Origin of the sequence: Salimicrobium flavidum, from assembly GCF_900156645.1 — a bacterium.
Taxonomy (GTDB): Bacteria; Bacillota; Bacilli; order Bacillales; family Halobacillaceae; genus Salimicrobium; species Salimicrobium flavidum.
The window spans coordinates 107682-121706 of record NZ_FTOC01000001.1; the positions used below are offsets into that span (position 1 = coordinate 107682).

Annotated in this window: 19 protein-coding genes; 12 read left to right on the forward strand and 7 right to left on the reverse strand. The window is 41.2% G+C overall.

Annotated elements, in window-relative coordinates; translation table 11 throughout:
* Positions 1–10 precede the first annotated feature (10 nt).
* Both pstB and phoU read left to right on the forward strand, forming a co-directional pair.
* Positions 11–820, forward strand: a complete 810-nt coding sequence (pstB, locus tag BW944_RS00585; RefSeq protein WP_076556391.1) for a phosphate ABC transporter ATP-binding protein PstB — start codon at positions 11–13, stop codon at positions 818–820.
* 18 nt (positions 821–838) lie between these two features.
* Positions 839–1492 (forward strand): phosphate signaling complex protein PhoU, encoded by a 654-nt coding sequence (gene phoU / locus BW944_RS00590; RefSeq protein WP_076556392.1) that lies wholly within the window; start codon positions 839–841, stop codon positions 1490–1492.
* Positions 1493–1727: 235 nt separating this feature from the next.
* On the opposite strand, the gene BW944_RS15195 is transcribed toward phoU, so the two are convergent.
* Together BW944_RS15195 and BW944_RS00600 are read right to left on the reverse strand one after the other, a co-directional pair.
* Entirely contained in the window at positions 1728–2177 is a 450-nt protein-coding gene (locus BW944_RS15195) for a hypothetical protein (RefSeq protein ID WP_076556393.1), read from the reverse strand.
* The gene (locus BW944_RS00600) at positions 2174–2524 is read right to left on the reverse strand and encodes a hypothetical protein (RefSeq protein ID WP_076556394.1); all 351 of its coding nucleotides are present in this window, start codon (positions 2522–2524) and stop codon (positions 2174–2176) included. The genes BW944_RS15195 and BW944_RS00600 overlap by 4 nt, the downstream gene beginning before the upstream one ends.
* Positions 2525–2687: 163 nt before the next feature.
* On the opposite strand from BW944_RS00600, the gene rpmG reads away from it, so the two are divergent.
* From rpmG to BW944_RS00645, 9 genes are all read left to right on the forward strand, one after another.
* Entirely contained in the window at positions 2688–2837 is a 150-nt protein-coding gene (rpmG, locus tag BW944_RS00605) for a 50S ribosomal protein L33 (protein WP_076556395.1), read from the forward strand.
* A 96-nt stretch (positions 2838–2933) separates the two neighbouring features.
* A complete protein-coding gene (locus BW944_RS00610) occupies positions 2934–3506 on the forward strand; it encodes a 5-formyltetrahydrofolate cyclo-ligase (RefSeq protein ID WP_076556396.1) in 573 nt (190 codons plus the stop codon).
* Between the two features lie 4 nt (positions 3507–3510).
* Positions 3511–4461, forward strand: coding sequence for an L-lactate dehydrogenase (locus BW944_RS00615; protein ID WP_076556397.1), 951 nt, complete (start codon positions 3511–3513; stop codon positions 4459–4461).
* Between the two features lie 53 nt (positions 4462–4514).
* On the forward strand, positions 4515–6044 hold the full coding sequence (locus BW944_RS00620; protein ID WP_159438112.1) for a rhomboid family protein: 1530 nt from the start codon (positions 4515–4517) through the stop codon (positions 6042–6044).
* A gap of 81 nt (positions 6045–6125) precedes the next feature.
* On the forward strand, positions 6126–6338 hold the full coding sequence (locus tag BW944_RS00625) for a YqgQ family protein (protein WP_076556399.1): 213 nt from the start codon (positions 6126–6128) through the stop codon (positions 6336–6338).
* A gap of 7 nt (positions 6339–6345) precedes the next feature.
* Entirely contained in the window at positions 6346–7302 is a 957-nt protein-coding gene (locus BW944_RS00630; protein ID WP_076556400.1) for an ROK family glucokinase, read from the forward strand.
* A 176-nt stretch (positions 7303–7478) separates the two neighbouring features.
* Positions 7479–9344, forward strand: a complete 1866-nt coding sequence (locus BW944_RS00635; RefSeq protein WP_076556401.1) for an LTA synthase family protein — start codon at positions 7479–7481, stop codon at positions 9342–9344.
* A gap of 64 nt (positions 9345–9408) precedes the next feature.
* A complete protein-coding gene (locus BW944_RS00640; protein ID WP_076556402.1) occupies positions 9409–10095 on the forward strand; it encodes an ABC transporter ATP-binding protein in 687 nt (228 codons plus the stop codon).
* Positions 10096–10107: 12 nt separating this feature from the next.
* Positions 10108–10908, forward strand: coding sequence for an ABC transporter permease (locus tag BW944_RS00645; RefSeq protein ID WP_076556403.1), 801 nt, complete (start codon positions 10108–10110; stop codon positions 10906–10908).
* A gap of 59 nt (positions 10909–10967) precedes the next feature.
* On the opposite strand, the gene BW944_RS00650 is transcribed toward BW944_RS00645, so the two are convergent.
* Positions 10968–11132 carry a DUF2759 domain-containing protein gene (locus tag BW944_RS00650; RefSeq protein ID WP_076556404.1) on the reverse strand — a complete coding sequence of 55 codons (165 nt, stop codon included), beginning with the start codon at positions 11130–11132 and terminating at the stop codon, positions 10968–10970.
* Positions 11133–11281: 149 nt separating this feature from the next.
* Between BW944_RS00650 and BW944_RS00655 the strand changes: the two genes are divergently transcribed.
* Positions 11282–11905 (forward strand): MBL fold metallo-hydrolase, encoded by a 624-nt coding sequence (locus BW944_RS00655; protein WP_084193574.1) that lies wholly within the window; start codon positions 11282–11284, stop codon positions 11903–11905.
* A gap of 43 nt (positions 11906–11948) precedes the next feature.
* On the opposite strand, the gene BW944_RS00660 is transcribed toward BW944_RS00655, so the two are convergent.
* From BW944_RS00660 to comGC, 4 genes are all read right to left on the reverse strand, one after another.
* Entirely contained in the window at positions 11949–12191 is a 243-nt protein-coding gene (locus tag BW944_RS00660) for a DUF2626 domain-containing protein (protein ID WP_076556405.1), read from the reverse strand.
* Positions 12192–12604: 413 nt separating this feature from the next.
* Positions 12605–13033: a competence type IV pilus minor pilin ComGF gene (gene comGF, locus BW944_RS00670; protein ID WP_076556407.1), complete on the reverse strand. Its 429-nt coding sequence runs from the start codon at positions 13031–13033 to the stop codon at positions 12605–12607.
* A gap of 248 nt (positions 13034–13281) precedes the next feature.
* Positions 13282–13695, reverse strand: coding sequence for a hypothetical protein (locus tag BW944_RS00675; RefSeq protein ID WP_143525628.1), 414 nt, complete (start codon positions 13693–13695; stop codon positions 13282–13284).
* A gap of 10 nt (positions 13696–13705) precedes the next feature.
* Complete coding sequence (comGC, locus tag BW944_RS00680; RefSeq protein WP_076556409.1) at positions 13706–14017, reverse strand: competence type IV pilus major pilin ComGC; 312 nt, start codon at positions 14015–14017, stop codon at positions 13706–13708.
* Positions 14018–14025: the final 8 nt, after the last annotated feature.

The following is a 14025-nucleotide window of genomic DNA, read 5'->3' on the forward strand; positions in this document are numbered from 1 at the left end:
AGGAGGAGCAATGATGATTGAAATGGAGAAACAGAGCGTAAATCCTGTAAAAGAGGAAACGGCTTCCTCAAATATATTTGAAGTGCAAGATTTGAATTTGTGGTATGGGGATGATCAGGCCCTCTATGAGATCAATATGGATATTCCTAAATACCAGGTAACAGCCATAATCGGACCATCAGGGTGCGGGAAATCCACTTTCATCAAAACGTTGAACCGTATGGTGGAAATGGTTCCAAGTGTGAAGACTACAGGAGCAATCAATTATGGGGATCAGAACATTTATGAAGAAAAATACAGAGTGGAGGATCTTCGGATGAAAGTGGGGATGGTTTTTCAAAAACCCAATCCTTTCCCGAAATCTGTGTATGAGAATGTCGCTTATGGGCCTAAGATCCATGGTATCAAAGACAAAAAGACCTTGGATCAGATAGTGGAAAGAAGTCTTCGTGGGGCAGCTATCTGGGATGAGGTGAAGGATCGCCTGAACGAGAATGCTTTCGGTCTTTCCGGAGGTCAGCAACAGCGTGTTTGCATAGCTAGGGCGCTGGCGGTCGAGCCTGATGTCATCTTGATGGATGAGCCGACTTCAGCCCTCGATCCGATTTCCACTTCAAAAGTGGAAGAACTCATTCAGGAGCTGAAAAAGGAGTATAGTATCGTAATCGTTACGCACAATATGCAACAAGCGGCACGTATCTCTGATCGGACCGGTTTTTTCCTCAACGGAGAACTTGTAGAATACGCGAATACAAATCAGTTGTTCCAAACTCCTACAGATAAAAGGACAGAAGACTATATCACCGGGCGTTTCGGCTGATACAAAGGGGGCTAAAGGATGAGACAAAAATTCGAAGACGATTTGACAGATATCAAATCCAACATTATAACGTTCGCTGAGGAAGTGAAAGAGGCGCTAACTTCCTCAGTTGATTGCCTTTATCACGGAGACGTGGAGGGAGCGGAAGGAATAATTGCCGCTGATGAAAAATTGGATGAACGGGAGCTTGAAATCAATGAAAAAGCTATACTGTTGATTGCCAAGCAGCAACCGTTTGCGAAGGACTTGCGACGATTGATCGTGGCGCTCCGCATTGCCACTGATCTTGAGCGAATGGGAGACCATGCAAGAAATGTAGCGAAAGCGACGATACAACTCGGGGAAAATCATGGAATTCCTTTACCTGATGAAATTGAGCAGATGAAAGTAATCGCTTTGAAAATGGTGGATACTTCTATGTCGGCCTTCGAGTATGAAGATATTTCCATAGCTTCTCAATTGGCTGAAATCGACAATGAGCTTGATGACAAATTCGCTCATGTTGTTCAGGACCTTATGAAACGGACCGCTGTCAACACAGAACAGATCCAACATGTTATGCAGATGTCTTTTGTTGCTCGTTATATTGAGCGCTTCGGCGATCATATAACAAATATAGGAGAGAGTGTTTTATACCTGAATAAAGGAAAAATCATTTCATTGAATGATTGAGATTCCGGGATTAAAGTCAATTTTATATGTATTCGGTAATCAAATGGTGATAGGAGTAATACACGTCGATTTCTGTGGTAAGGCGAGGCTGACTTGATAAAAAATCAGTTATATCAGGCGGAGATTCAGTTCGCGCGGTTACCACAGGTTTTTTTCGTGTTTTTTCCATCACTTATAGCACCAAATGTTTCGGTGCGGGCTTAACACTATTCCAGTCTTTTTGTTCCGGGGTTTTTTATTCGGAAGTTAAAGTCTCAGCTAGTTCGGACCTGTCCATACGATCATCCACAAGAAAGTTACCTGTTTGGATTTTTTTACTGAATCCATTTTCAATAAGATAGTCATTGAAAGTTAGAGCGTCCTCGATAATTGAGGCTTTTTCAAGTTTTTTGCTAATGTCTCTGGAACTCATCCCTTGAGAAACGGTGATTTCATATGTACGGATGTAGGAGTCGGGAGTTGAATTCGATTGTTCCTTCTCCTCCTGTGTCTGAAGCTGCTTCCATTCTTTTTCTGTGTGGATTACATAATCATCGTCTTTTAACTTTGCGATCATTTCTTCGGTCGCCGGTTCATTAGTCTCCTTTTCGACTTTTGCGTCGGCGTTCCCTGTGTAATAAACCACTCCTAATAGGAGAGTCGCTGCTAATAGCCCGGAAGCGAACGCTTGAAGAACTGGTCTCATAAAAATCCCCCTTTTTCATTCTGCTGGTGCATCAGTCTATAAACGTCATGTTCATTCACCTGCGTCATTTGTGAAATTTCACGGACGGAGTAACCATTCTGTTTCAATTGGGTCACTTTTTGTGGAAGGGAAGGGGAAAATGTGGACGGTTCAAGTTCAGGTTTATGTAATAGTTCTTCTTCAAGCACCTGTACTTTCTTTTTTAACGTGTACATTTCCTGCATAGACTGGAGTTGATTCTGTTCTATCTCTTCTTCTAATTTTTTGAAGGAATTCGAAGTGAGAAAAGAAAGTAGGAAAAGGACGACTGATATGCCGATGAGGCACATTAAAACCGTTTCAATCATTAAATGGACACCTCTTTTTCCTTAGTTATAACATACGTCAAAGAAAATGACTATAGTTGTATAGCAAAACTACTTGAAAGCTCAGCAACTATCTGATATTATTATTAAGTCTGATTATTACACTAAAATCATAATGCTAAAAGAATTATTGGAGGGATAAGATATGCGCGTAAACATTACAATGGCTTGCACAGAAACAGGCGATCGTAACTATATCACTACTAAGAACAAACGTAAAAACCCAGAGCGTCTGGAACTGATGAAGTACAGTCCACGTCAAGGGAAGCACACGTTGCACCGTGAAACTAAATAATGTACTACAAGCAGATCGCGACATACTTTGTTGCGATCTGTTTTTTTAGAATTGCTTTCGTCTCGAACATAACTCTTGCAGGAAGAAGGTGGATAGGTGGATAAAAAGATTCTGCGAGACAAAACGAAGAGATACTTAGAGGATTTGCAAGAAGAAGAAAGACAAAACGTAGAGTTTGTTCAATTAGAAAAAGTCCTTTCCTCCAAGGAGTGGGCAGAAGCTGAAACTATCGCTATCACTGTTTCGAAGTTTCCTGAATGGTCGACGAAATATTATGTTGAAAAAGCATGGAAAGAAGGAAAAAAAGTCGCCATTCCCAAGGTCTCTCCTTCGCTTAAGGATATGGATTTTTATCTGGTGAGAAGTTATGATCAGTTGATACCGGGGTATAGTGGTATTATGGAACCGGATACATCTACATGTTCAATAATTCACAAAATAGACATTGATTTACTGTTCGTACCTGGTTTATTATTTAACTATCAGGGATACCGGATCGGGTTTGGCGGGGGTTTTTATGATCGATATTTAGCCGGTTTTCACGGGACGACGGTTTCGATCACTTCTGAAGCTCAATTAAAGCGGAAGCTCCCATTGGAAGAACATGATATTCCTGTACAAGTAATAATCACTGAGAACCGTATAATACGTGTTCATGAGGAGGAGTAACTCAATGAGGGAAGTTAGGAACAGAGTAGTTATCATCGGAACAGGTGCAGTAGGTTCAAGCTATGCTTTTGGGCTTTTGAACCAGGGAATATCGGATGAAGTAGTACTTATTGATCTTAACGAAGAAAAAGCTGAAGGGGATGTCATGGATTTGAATCATGGTCTCGCTTTTGCTCCTTCTTCCAAAAAAATATGGCGTGGTACTTATAGTGACTGTAAGGATGCGGATATTGTAGTGATAACGGCAGGAGCGAATCAGATGCCGGGGGAGACCAGATTAGACCTTGCGGAGAAAAATACAAAGGTATTTAAGTCGATTGTGGATGGTGTAATGGCTCATTCGTTCGACGGTATATTCATCGTAGCTACCAACCCTGTTGATGTTTTGAGTTATATGACCTGGCAATTTTCAGGCTTACCGTCTGAGCGGGTGATCGGCTCAGGTACGATACTCGATACTGCACGACTCAGGTATCAGCTTGGAGAGTATTTCGATATCGATGCCCGCAATGTTCATGCTTATATAATCGGAGAGCATGGAGATTCAGAGTTGCCTGTATGGAGTCATGCAAATGTCGGAGGCATTAATGTAAATCAATATATTCAAAAACATGAAAACCAATACTCTCAAGAGGACTTGGAGCCCATTTTTCATAAAGTCAGGGACGCTGCATACCATATCATCGAAAGAAAAGGAGCTACCCATTACGGCATAGCTATGGGGCTTGTGCGTCTCACGAAAGCTATTCTTCATAATGAGAACGCTCTGGTAACAGTCTCCGGTCTACTGGAAGGTCAGTACAATCAGGAGGATATTTACACAGGAGTACCTGCTGTAGTGAATAGAAGTGGTATCAAGGAAATTGTCGAGTTGAACTTATCGGACGAAGAACAACGGTTGTTCGAGAAGTCCGTCGGTGTTATAAGGGAAGCTGTTGAGAGCGTCCGTCGCTGATCTGAGAGTGACATTGAACGGATAATGTGGAAGGGAGGAGGAGATGTATGCATATGGAACAGCAATATTTTTTCTGGAAGTTGGCATATGATCTCGTCTCCCGACACAACTTTGAAATTGTACACTTACATCTTCAGCACGGAGAGGTTTGGCTTGAAAAGTCTTCACAAGGGAAAACACATATCATACGTCTTCTGCAGAAAGAATTTAATTGGAGCAATCAAGTAAAGGCTGATATCGATCATATAAACCGTCAAATGGAAAAGAACAGAAGGTATTTTTCTGGACGTAAAAAAGAAATGCACGTCATCTATATTGCGCAATATCCTCCGGTAGATGATTTCACTTCTCCTTCAACTAAATTGGATTTTAATTTCAATATTGTTTTTCTTTCCGATGACAACAAAGAAAATGGATTGGACGATTTAACCCGGCGTCTTGGTCTTGATGAACCTCTTACGATCAATTATAAACTTCCGGATGCACCTATGGAGTATGAATCTACAATCGAATACATGAAACAACAGCTGATTACATATAAAGAAAAGCAGAAACAGCGGATGAAAGATGTATTTGAGTACGGCAAACCACAGTTAACGTATATATTGTTAATGTTAAATATTATTGTGTTTTACTTTTTGGAGAGTGTCGGAAGTACGACGTCGATCAGTACATTGATCGAGTATGGCGCTAAATATAACCCCGGTATCGTGAAAGGAGAATGGTGGAGACTCGTGTCCTCCATGTTTCTTCATATCGGGGTTTTGCATATTGCTATGAATATGCTCGCGCTTTTTTACCTGGGAAGTGCTGTTGAGCAGATTTACGGGTCCTGGCGATTCTTCATCACCTACTTTCTTGCTGGGATACTGGGCAGTGGCGCCAGTTTCTATTTTAATGACGCCGTAGCTGCTGGTGCTTCCGGAGCAATTTTTGGATTATTTGGAGCTTTGTTGTATTTCGCATGGAGGTACCCTTCTCTTTTCTTCCGGACGATGGGATGGAATCTGATCATATTGGTAGGGATCAATATTGCGTTTGGCATCATGGTTCCACAAGTTGATAACAGTGGACATATGGGAGGATTGATAGGAGGGTTCATCGCTGCTCAGTTGGTGGATCTGCCTAAGATGAGTCATCGTGTATATCAAGGATCTGCCCTCCTTCTATATGCGACCCTTCTATTTTCTTTATTATTCTCCGGTATAAGAAGTGAACAGCAAGTTACAGCCGGCGAGATACAGTATTTGCAGGAATTGAATGAAGAAGAAAGATATGAACAAGTGGTGAGCATGACTGAAGAGAAAGAGGACATAGAAGGGGAATGGGAGGAGGAATGGCTGTTTCAACGTTCTTTTGCATACCTTCGTACGGGAGAAGAAGAACAGGCTTTTGAAGACTTGGTGAGAGCTGTCGAAATCGACCCCGGGTTCGCCGAAGCTCATTACAATTTGAGTCTTCTTTATGAACGGCGCGGGGACGAGAGCAATGCTCGTTTCCACAAGGAAAGAGCCGAAGAACTTAACCCTGAATTACAATCAGAGGCACCTGAAGAGCCTGCTTCCTCTCAGTTGAATGAATAGCGAATATGAAAGGTCCGTTTCCAGAGGATCTTTCATTTCTTTTATGAGAGAGGATTGATATAATGAATATGGTGATGAAAAATGCAAACAATTTATGATATTCAACAGTTCCTGAAGAAATTCGGAACCTTTATTTATGTAGGTGAACGTGAAGCGGATATGCAACTGATGGAAGATGAAGTGCAGGAATTGTATAAGTCGCAGTGCATGACCCAGGAGGATTATCAAATGGCGATTCTGCTGCTACGATCTGAAATAGCTCATATGAAGGACCGTAAGTCAAGGAAGGGGTAAACCGGCTATGGAGAAACAACGATACATTGGGGTGGATATTGGAGGCACGACCGTCAAACTTGCTATTCTGACAACAGAGGGAAAAATGGTTTATAAGTGGGAAATCCCTACTGTTACTGATGAAGCGGGAAGTGGTATTATCTCGGACGTTGCTGCAACTTTAGAGGAGACGCTTAAGGCTCTCGATATAGATAAAAGTACGATAAAAGGGATAGGGGTAGGAGCGCCCGGATTCATAGACCAGAATACGGGCTACGTCTATGAAGCGATTAATATCGGGTGGAAGAATTTCAGTATGGGGGAAGCTCTGTATGATGCTACCGGTCTTCCTGTCTGGGCAGATAATGATGCGAACATTGCAGCACTTGGAGAAAAATGGCTGGGGGCAGGGAACGGTTGCGAAAGCATGCTCGCAGTCACTCTTGGTACCGGGGTAGGCGGCGGTATCATAGTGAATGAAAAAGTGATTAATGGTGCGAACGGCACCGGCGGGGAAATTGGTCATATTACTGTAAAGCCTGACTCCCCTTATTATTGTAATTGTGGAAGGTATGGCTGTCTTGAGACGGAAGCATCGGCTACAGCTATTTCTCGTAAAGCGGACGAAGCGAAGGCAGACAGTAATGACACCTGTTTACATTACATAGAAAATCCAAGTGCAAAAGATGTGTTTGAGGGCTACGCTCAAAACGATGATGTTTGCCGTAAGATAGTCCATGATGTTTCAGACCAGTTGGGCCTCGCTCTAGCAAACCTGGCAGTTTCCATCAATCCCGAAAAAATCATTATAGGCGGAGGCGTGTCGAAAGCCGGGGAATTGCTGTTGTCTCCCCTTAAGGCCTCTTTTGAAAGATATGCTTTACCGAGAGTAAACGAAGTGTGTGAATTCTCTATTGCTGAGCTGGGTAATGATGCCGGTGTTATAGGAGGAGCCTATCTCGTCAAATCGAAGACTGAAAAATGAGCCTTTTATAAATGCTTAATCTTTTCTATTTCGCTTTAAAAAGTGTATAATTACTGCTTAATAAAACTTTTTTATACTCTATTCGTCTATATATATAGAATTGTTTTGTTTCCTGGTGAAGAGGGGAAATAAAACTACAGTGTCTTTGTTGCTGTTCGTAACGAGGAGGAAAATTAATGAAAGAATTGATAAGGAAAATCCCCTTATTTATTCTTGCAGCCATTTTGTTCGGTTTCAAAACGTATATAGTTTACCGATTCATATTCGGCATATCCATTGAAAGTGTGTTGCAGGAACTGATTTTGATTCTGAACCCGCTTGTAAGTGGTTATGTGATTTTTGTAATAAGTATTTGGCTAAAAGAAAAGAATCAGGGTAAGTATTTGAGATTTATGTCTTTGTTAGCAACGCTGGTTCTTTATGTGAATCTCGTATTTTATCGGAATTTTACCGATTTCATTACACTTCCGGTTTTGTTTCAAGGGAACAATGCAGCTGATCTGACCTCAAGTATTTTTACGCTTATTCACTTCACGGATGTATTATTATTCATGGATGTAATACTGATTTGGGTGATAAGCAAAAACAAGGACAGCATATTCCAGTTTGAAACCCCTCAGAAAATTGCCGCTACAGCTGTAATGTTTTTATTACTTGCCACCAATGTCACTTTAGCGGAAGTGGAACGTCCGATGCTGTTCACTCGTACGTTTGATCGGGAATACCTGGTGAAAAATATCGGGCTATTCAACTATCATGTGTATGATCTGACTATGCAGACAAAGACCAATGCTCAGCGGGTCCTGGCAGATGGAAGTGAAATACAGGAGATCAAAGATTATATTTCTGAAGAAAAAGAGGGAGATAATGAAGCGGGTCTGTTCGGGGCGGCAAAAGGGAAGAATGTGGTGTTTGTAAGTGTTGAATCGATGCAAAACTTTGTGCTGGATGAAAAGGTGAACGGAAATGAAATAACTCCTTTTCTGAACGATTTCAAACAGGACGAAGATACGATATGGTTTAATAACTTCTATCATCAGACTGCTCAAGGAAAGACTTCGGATTCCGAGTTTCTTGTAGAGACTTCGTTGTATCCGTTGGACCGGGGGGCTGTTTATTTCACCCATGCCCAAAATGAATATTACGCTCTTCCGGAAGTATTGAATGAAAAAGATTATACGACTTCTGTCTTTCACGCTAATAACAAAAGTTTCTGGAACCGGGATGTCATGTACGAGAACCTTGGGTACGATCACTTTTATTCCCAGGAGGATTACGAAGTGACTGAAGAAAATTCATTCGGATGGGGACTCGAAGACAAAGCTTTTTATGAACAGTCTATCCCTTACTTGAAAGACCAGGAGCAGCCCTTTTATAGTAAGTTCATTACGCTGACTCATCATTTTCCATTTGAACTTCCTGAATCGAAAGCTTCCATTGAGAAGCTCGAGACGAATTCAAATACGTTGAATCAATATGTTCAAACTGCTCGCTACACGGATGAATCGCTCGAAGATTTCATGGATCAAATGCGGGAAGAAGGTCTTTACGAAGATACGATGTTCGTTTTCATGGGAGACCATTATGGTATAAGTGAATTTCATAATGATGCAATGAGCGAATTTCTCGGGAAAGAAATCAATGGTTATGAACATATCCAGTTGCAGCAGGTACCTATGATGATTCATATCCCCGGGTCCGGGGAGGGGCAGACTTACGATAAAATATCGGGTCAGATTGATATGAAGCCCACCTTGTTGCATTTGCTGGGGATTGAGGAGAAGAATGAACTCAATTTCGGAGAGAATTTGTTCAATCAACACAGACAAGATTTCATAGCGCTTCGAGACGGAAGTTTTGTAACAGAAGAATATATTTACACGAAATCCGTCTGTTATAGCAAGGAAAGTGGTCAGCCGGTAGAAGTTCCTCCGGGCGAACCTTCTCCTTGTGAGCCTTGGAAAGAGAAAGTATCAAAAGAACTCGGTTATTCGGACAATATTATATATGGAGATTTGTTCAGGTTCTATGATTTTCAATAATAATAGTGAAAAGTCGTCCTTATTTATAGGGCGGCTTTCTTTTCGAAGAGTAGGGAGGGATAGTATGATTGAATTCAAAAATGTAAGTTATGGGCCTTTGAAGAACATTTCATTATCGGTTGATAAACAGGAGATCGCTATTTTATTCGGTCCTTCGGGTTCGGGAAAAAGTACTCTTCTCTATCTTTTCAATCGGTTGATAGACCCTGAACAGGGAGAGATTTTTTATAAAGGGAAACCTATCGATGATTTTTCTATTACCGGGCTTCGTCAGAATGTGGGTTTATTACTTCAATCTCCTAATCTTTTCCCGGGGAGCGTTCTGGACAATTTGAAGTATGGACCTTCTTTGACTGGCTCCTGGAAGGAAGGGGATGAAAAGAGACTGCTGGAATATGTTCAACTTCCTCAGGATCTAAGAGATCGTGACGTGGACCATTTATCCGGAGGTCAGCAGCAGAGGGTTTCACTGGCCCGGACGCTGGCCAACGAACCCGAGGTGCTGCTTCTGGACGAACCGACTAGTGCACTTGATAATAACACGGCAGAAGAAATTGAGATTGTTTTAAAGGAACTTATTGAGGAAAAGGGATTAACAATGGTAATGGTTACTCACCAGTTGGACCAGGTCAGAAGAATGGGCACGAAAGGTATGTTCATGAATGAAGGAACGATTCAGGAAACCGGGGGACTTCCTGGAATGTTGGATAATCCAGAAACGCTGGAATTGAAAGAGTATTTAGAAGGATAGGGAGGGGAAGGGATGTCTCCGGAAATTTCAAATCAATCTTTATTGTTTCTGATTGTTTTTGTCGTAGTTCCTTTATCATTGTCATATTTTTATCAATTAGGAATGAGTAGAAGCATACTGACTTCTTCAATCAGGGGTACTATACAGCTGTTTGCTATCGGTTATATCCTGACATTTCTTTTCGACTTGAATGCTTACATAGGTATACCTCTTATGATTACAGTTATGATCATTATAGCAAGCTTTCATGCACGTAAAAAGGGGAGAGACCTCCCATATGTACTTCCAACCCTATTAGCGGGGTTGATTATGATCGAGGTGAGCGTGCTCTCTCTTTGGCTTCTTTTTGATATGGTGGAGTTTGTTCCTTCTGAAGTGATTCCGATGAGTGGGATGGTCATCGGTAACAGTATGGTAGCTATGGGGCTTGCGCTTGAAAGGATGAAGACGGAGTTTGCGGAGAATAACGGGCGGATTCTTGCTGCACTGTCCCTAGGCGCTGAGCCGAAACAAGCCTCTCACCTGATCGTTCAGAGAACGCTGAACGCAGCTCTCATCCCGAATGTCGACCGGATTAAAACTATTGGTCTTGTGCAGCTGCCTGGTATGATGACAGGTTTGATCTTGGGAGGTGTTGCTCCGATTATGGCTATCAAGTATCAACTGGTCATTTCCCTGAGCATATTTTCATCGGTTTCTTTAAGTGCAATGTTCGTCACGCTTGTGATGTATAAACATTTCTTTACAAAAGATAAACAAGTCCTTGAGTCTAAAGAAGCTTTCAAGGAATATTCATCCCGTGATAACGCTTGAGTTCCATCAAATTTTTTTTGGAAATTAAAAACCGCTGATGGGAAAATCAGCGGTTTTTCTTATCCGAATATATTGGCATAGATAGTCATTACAGAGAACCACCCAAATACTAATGCAGAAACCAGAGAAAAAGCTACAGCAAAAAAGTTCTTCGTTTTAATCTCCCTGAATATTGCCATTACGCAAAGAATAGTTACTAGTAATAATAGAATAGCTGTTACCATATCCGCACCTCCAAAGTCGATTATATCTGTACCGTCGTACGAGATGTTATACTTATGTAATGAATTTCATTCTTCATTTATTTTATAGGATTATTGTTCGTTTGTCGAGTTATTCTGAAAGAAAAATATGCTACTGAGGAGGAAGGTTTATGTTGAGGATTTTAAGAATCCCACTCGGACCTTTAGGTACGAATGGGTACGTCATTTATCAAGACAAAAAAGCGTTAGTCGTCGATCCTGGGGGAGATTTTGAAAAGCTCCACACTTTTTTGAAGGATAAAGAGCTGGAGGTAGAGGCAATTATATTGACTCATGCTCATTTCGATCATATCGGTGCACTTGAAGCCACCAGAAATCATTACAAGGCTCCGGTTTATCTCCACCTGGATGAATCGGACTGGCTGGAGGACCCAGGGAAAAATGGGTCGGAATGGTTCGGAATGGACCCGATTTCTGCTTCAGGTCCCGATTTCATACTGGAGATGGGGGAACAGAAAATCGGTTCCTTTTCTTTTGAAGCCCGCCATGTCCCTGGTCATTCCCCCGGCAGTGTAGCTCTGGTTTTCAGAAATGAACGATTTACGATCGCTGGGGATACACTGTTTCGTGGCGGGATTGGGCGTACGGACCTTCCCGGTGGGGATCATGAGCAGTTGCTTGATGCCATTTTGGAAGAATTGCTTACATTGAGAGATGATATGAAAATATATCCCGGCCACGGGGATCCTACGACAGTAGGCGAGGAAAGAAAGGCAAACCCATTTTTGACATAAAAAAACTGTTCCATAAGTGTGCTGCACTTATGGAACAGTTTTTTTAGTGACCGAATCCTGGTTGCAAAATGAATGAAGTATAATAAGTGAAACCAATCATAAAGACTGTCAAATAAGAGAAAAATATGTAAACATACATACGTTCAGACAGCTTGAGAAAGCCTATTGCAAGGAAAAAGGCAGTTTGAGCCAAAGATATTAATGATGCTTCCATCATGTCACCAGCATAGAACATGACAGCGAATATCCCTGTCCAAAAGGCCAGCGTACGAAACATACGATCCATACTTCTTCCCCTCCTTCGTATTAAACTATCATTCATATTATATACGAGAATAAGAAGGATGTAAATAAAGGTTACGTTGTAATTATGGGAATTCATACATGTGTCTGTAACTTTTGAATAATTCTTTGTAAGTGATATTGTATTCACAGGTAGCCGCATCAGAAATTCTTGTACATGAAACCGAGGCACTTCCGTCTTCGAAAGAGCGTTCGATTGTCAACGGAAAGCTTTGTGAGGCTTTTATGAAAGGAGACCAGTTGTTGTAAGCAGACTGATAATATTGTTGGATCTGATAGCTGTCCTTCATAGAATTATTCAAATCAAGATTCAGATGATAAGAGTGAATTAAATAGAAAGAAACAAGGAGGAAAAGTGAACAGAAAGCAAGGACGAAAGGGTAATATATACCCTGTTCATTTTTCAGGAATGAAAAATATTTTATCAAATCTTCCCCCACCTTTGAAAACGATTTCCGTCTGTACTTCTCCAAACGTATAAGAAAAGTCGATACTATTTACATTATAAAGCCATACTTCATGTCCTCTACCACTGACCCTACGCCTTACCATATTCTGATACTTCTCTATTGTTATAGTTTCATTTTCACTGTTTATAAGGCTTAATACATTACCACCGGCTTCAATGGAAGAGGCAGTGTTCAACTCCTCCTGAATCAGGTATACAAACTGATGATGGGACCAATCTTCGTTCCAATCTTCAGGTCTTAAGTGATACATGAGCGGTACTAGAATAATAAGTGTGGTCATAAGTACAGTGAGTGATAACAGCACTTCAGCTAACGTAAAACCTTTTCCATGCTCAATCATAAAAACAGACTTCATAAGGATGTCGTGCCTCCCATGTGGCGCAATACTTTCCCTGATTATAGCTCACAGATACTGGATGTTTATATTCGATTTCTCCGCTTTCTGAATCCAGCAATATATAGTCGTGTAACTTTACCATAACTTCTCTTTCTGCTTTTAGTTGTTCTATTGAACTTTTCGTTGTCATGAAAGAAGGGAAGACAACAGCGCAAAAGATGGTCAATAGAACTAAAGCACCTATAGCTTCCAGAAGGACAAATCCTTTATTGTTGATGGACTACCACTCCATTCCTTCCGAAGGGGAAAATGATTTTATATGTTTTTTGGTTCGTATGGATCCACATCGTGCCGGGGTTGTTGACAGTTCCGTTTCTATTAAAACTTGTATAGGGTTTCAGGGAAGTTAGTTCGATTTCCCAGTCGGGAGGGAACTCTTCGGTCATCAGAATTGAAGAGTTCCAGTCTTTGTACATTTGATAAAAGTTATTGGAAGTATCGATGTAAACCGTGTGTACTATACCTTTTTGGACACTTAACTGTTGAATATAATGCATATTGTCGGTGAATTGATCGATGACTCTTTTTTCTGATAAACCGGAGTAAGTCAAATGCTGATTGGGAAGTACAATGGCTAATGACATAGTCAGAAAACACAGAACGATCAGTATTTCGGGCATGGTGAAGCCCTTATGGTTGTGTAACATCAGCTGTGATTGCTCCAGTGGAACTGTCATAAGCCGGTGTATCACCGTTCGGACAGGTAGCCTGCTTCAAATACCCTTCCTCTTCCAGAATATCCAATGTTGCTGGGAAGGTTCCGTTTTTCATATAGTATGCTTCTACTTGTGCTTCAGCAGTAAGAGTGAAGGCTTCACAACCTTTAGTTCGGATAGTGTTATTGTTTTCAGTAATGTTCGGGAGAGCGATAATCAATAGAACAGTTATAATCAAAAGAACTACCAGCATTTCGATCAGGGTAAAGCCGGAATCATTTTTCATTTTTATCC

Coding starts and splice junctions, on each gene's coding strand:
- pstB (WP_076556391.1), top strand. CDS start 11: ATGATGATTGAAATGGAGAAACAGAGCGTAAATCCTGTAAAAGAGGAA.
- phoU (WP_076556392.1), top strand. CDS start 839: ATGAGACAAAAATTCGAAGACGATTTGACAGATATCAAATCCAACATT.
- BW944_RS15195 (WP_076556393.1), bottom strand. CDS start 2,177: ATGAGACCAGTTCTTCAAGCGTTCGCTTCCGGGCTATTAGCAGCGACT.
- BW944_RS00600 (WP_076556394.1), bottom strand. CDS start 2,524: ATGATTGAAACGGTTTTAATGTGCCTCATCGGCATATCAGTCGTCCTT.
- rpmG (WP_076556395.1), top strand. CDS start 2,688: ATGCGCGTAAACATTACAATGGCTTGCACAGAAACAGGCGATCGTAAC.
- BW944_RS00615 (WP_076556397.1), top strand. CDS start 3,511: ATGAGGGAAGTTAGGAACAGAGTAGTTATCATCGGAACAGGTGCAGTA.
- BW944_RS00620 (WP_159438112.1), top strand. CDS start 4,515: ATGGAACAGCAATATTTTTTCTGGAAGTTGGCATATGATCTCGTCTCC.
- BW944_RS00625 (WP_076556399.1), top strand. CDS start 6,126: ATGCAAACAATTTATGATATTCAACAGTTCCTGAAGAAATTCGGAACC.
- BW944_RS00630 (WP_076556400.1), top strand. CDS start 6,346: ATGGAGAAACAACGATACATTGGGGTGGATATTGGAGGCACGACCGTC.
- BW944_RS00635 (WP_076556401.1), top strand. CDS start 7,479: ATGAAAGAATTGATAAGGAAAATCCCCTTATTTATTCTTGCAGCCATT.
- BW944_RS00640 (WP_076556402.1), top strand. CDS start 9,409: ATGATTGAATTCAAAAATGTAAGTTATGGGCCTTTGAAGAACATTTCA.
- BW944_RS00645 (WP_076556403.1), top strand. CDS start 10,108: ATGTCTCCGGAAATTTCAAATCAATCTTTATTGTTTCTGATTGTTTTT.
- BW944_RS00650 (WP_076556404.1), bottom strand. CDS start 11,132: ATGGTAACAGCTATTCTATTATTACTAGTAACTATTCTTTGCGTAATG.
- BW944_RS00655 (WP_084193574.1), top strand. CDS start 11,282: ATGTTGAGGATTTTAAGAATCCCACTCGGACCTTTAGGTACGAATGGG.
- BW944_RS00660 (WP_076556405.1), bottom strand. CDS start 12,191: ATGGATCGTATGTTTCGTACGCTGGCCTTTTGGACAGGGATATTCGCT.
- comGF (WP_076556407.1), bottom strand. CDS start 13,033: ATGAAGTCTGTTTTTATGATTGAGCATGGAAAAGGTTTTACGTTAGCT.
- BW944_RS00675 (WP_143525628.1), bottom strand. CDS start 13,695: ATGCCCGAAATACTGATCGTTCTGTGTTTTCTGACTATGTCATTAGCC.
- comGC (WP_076556409.1), bottom strand. CDS start 14,017: ATGAAAAATGATTCCGGCTTTACCCTGATCGAAATGCTGGTAGTTCTT.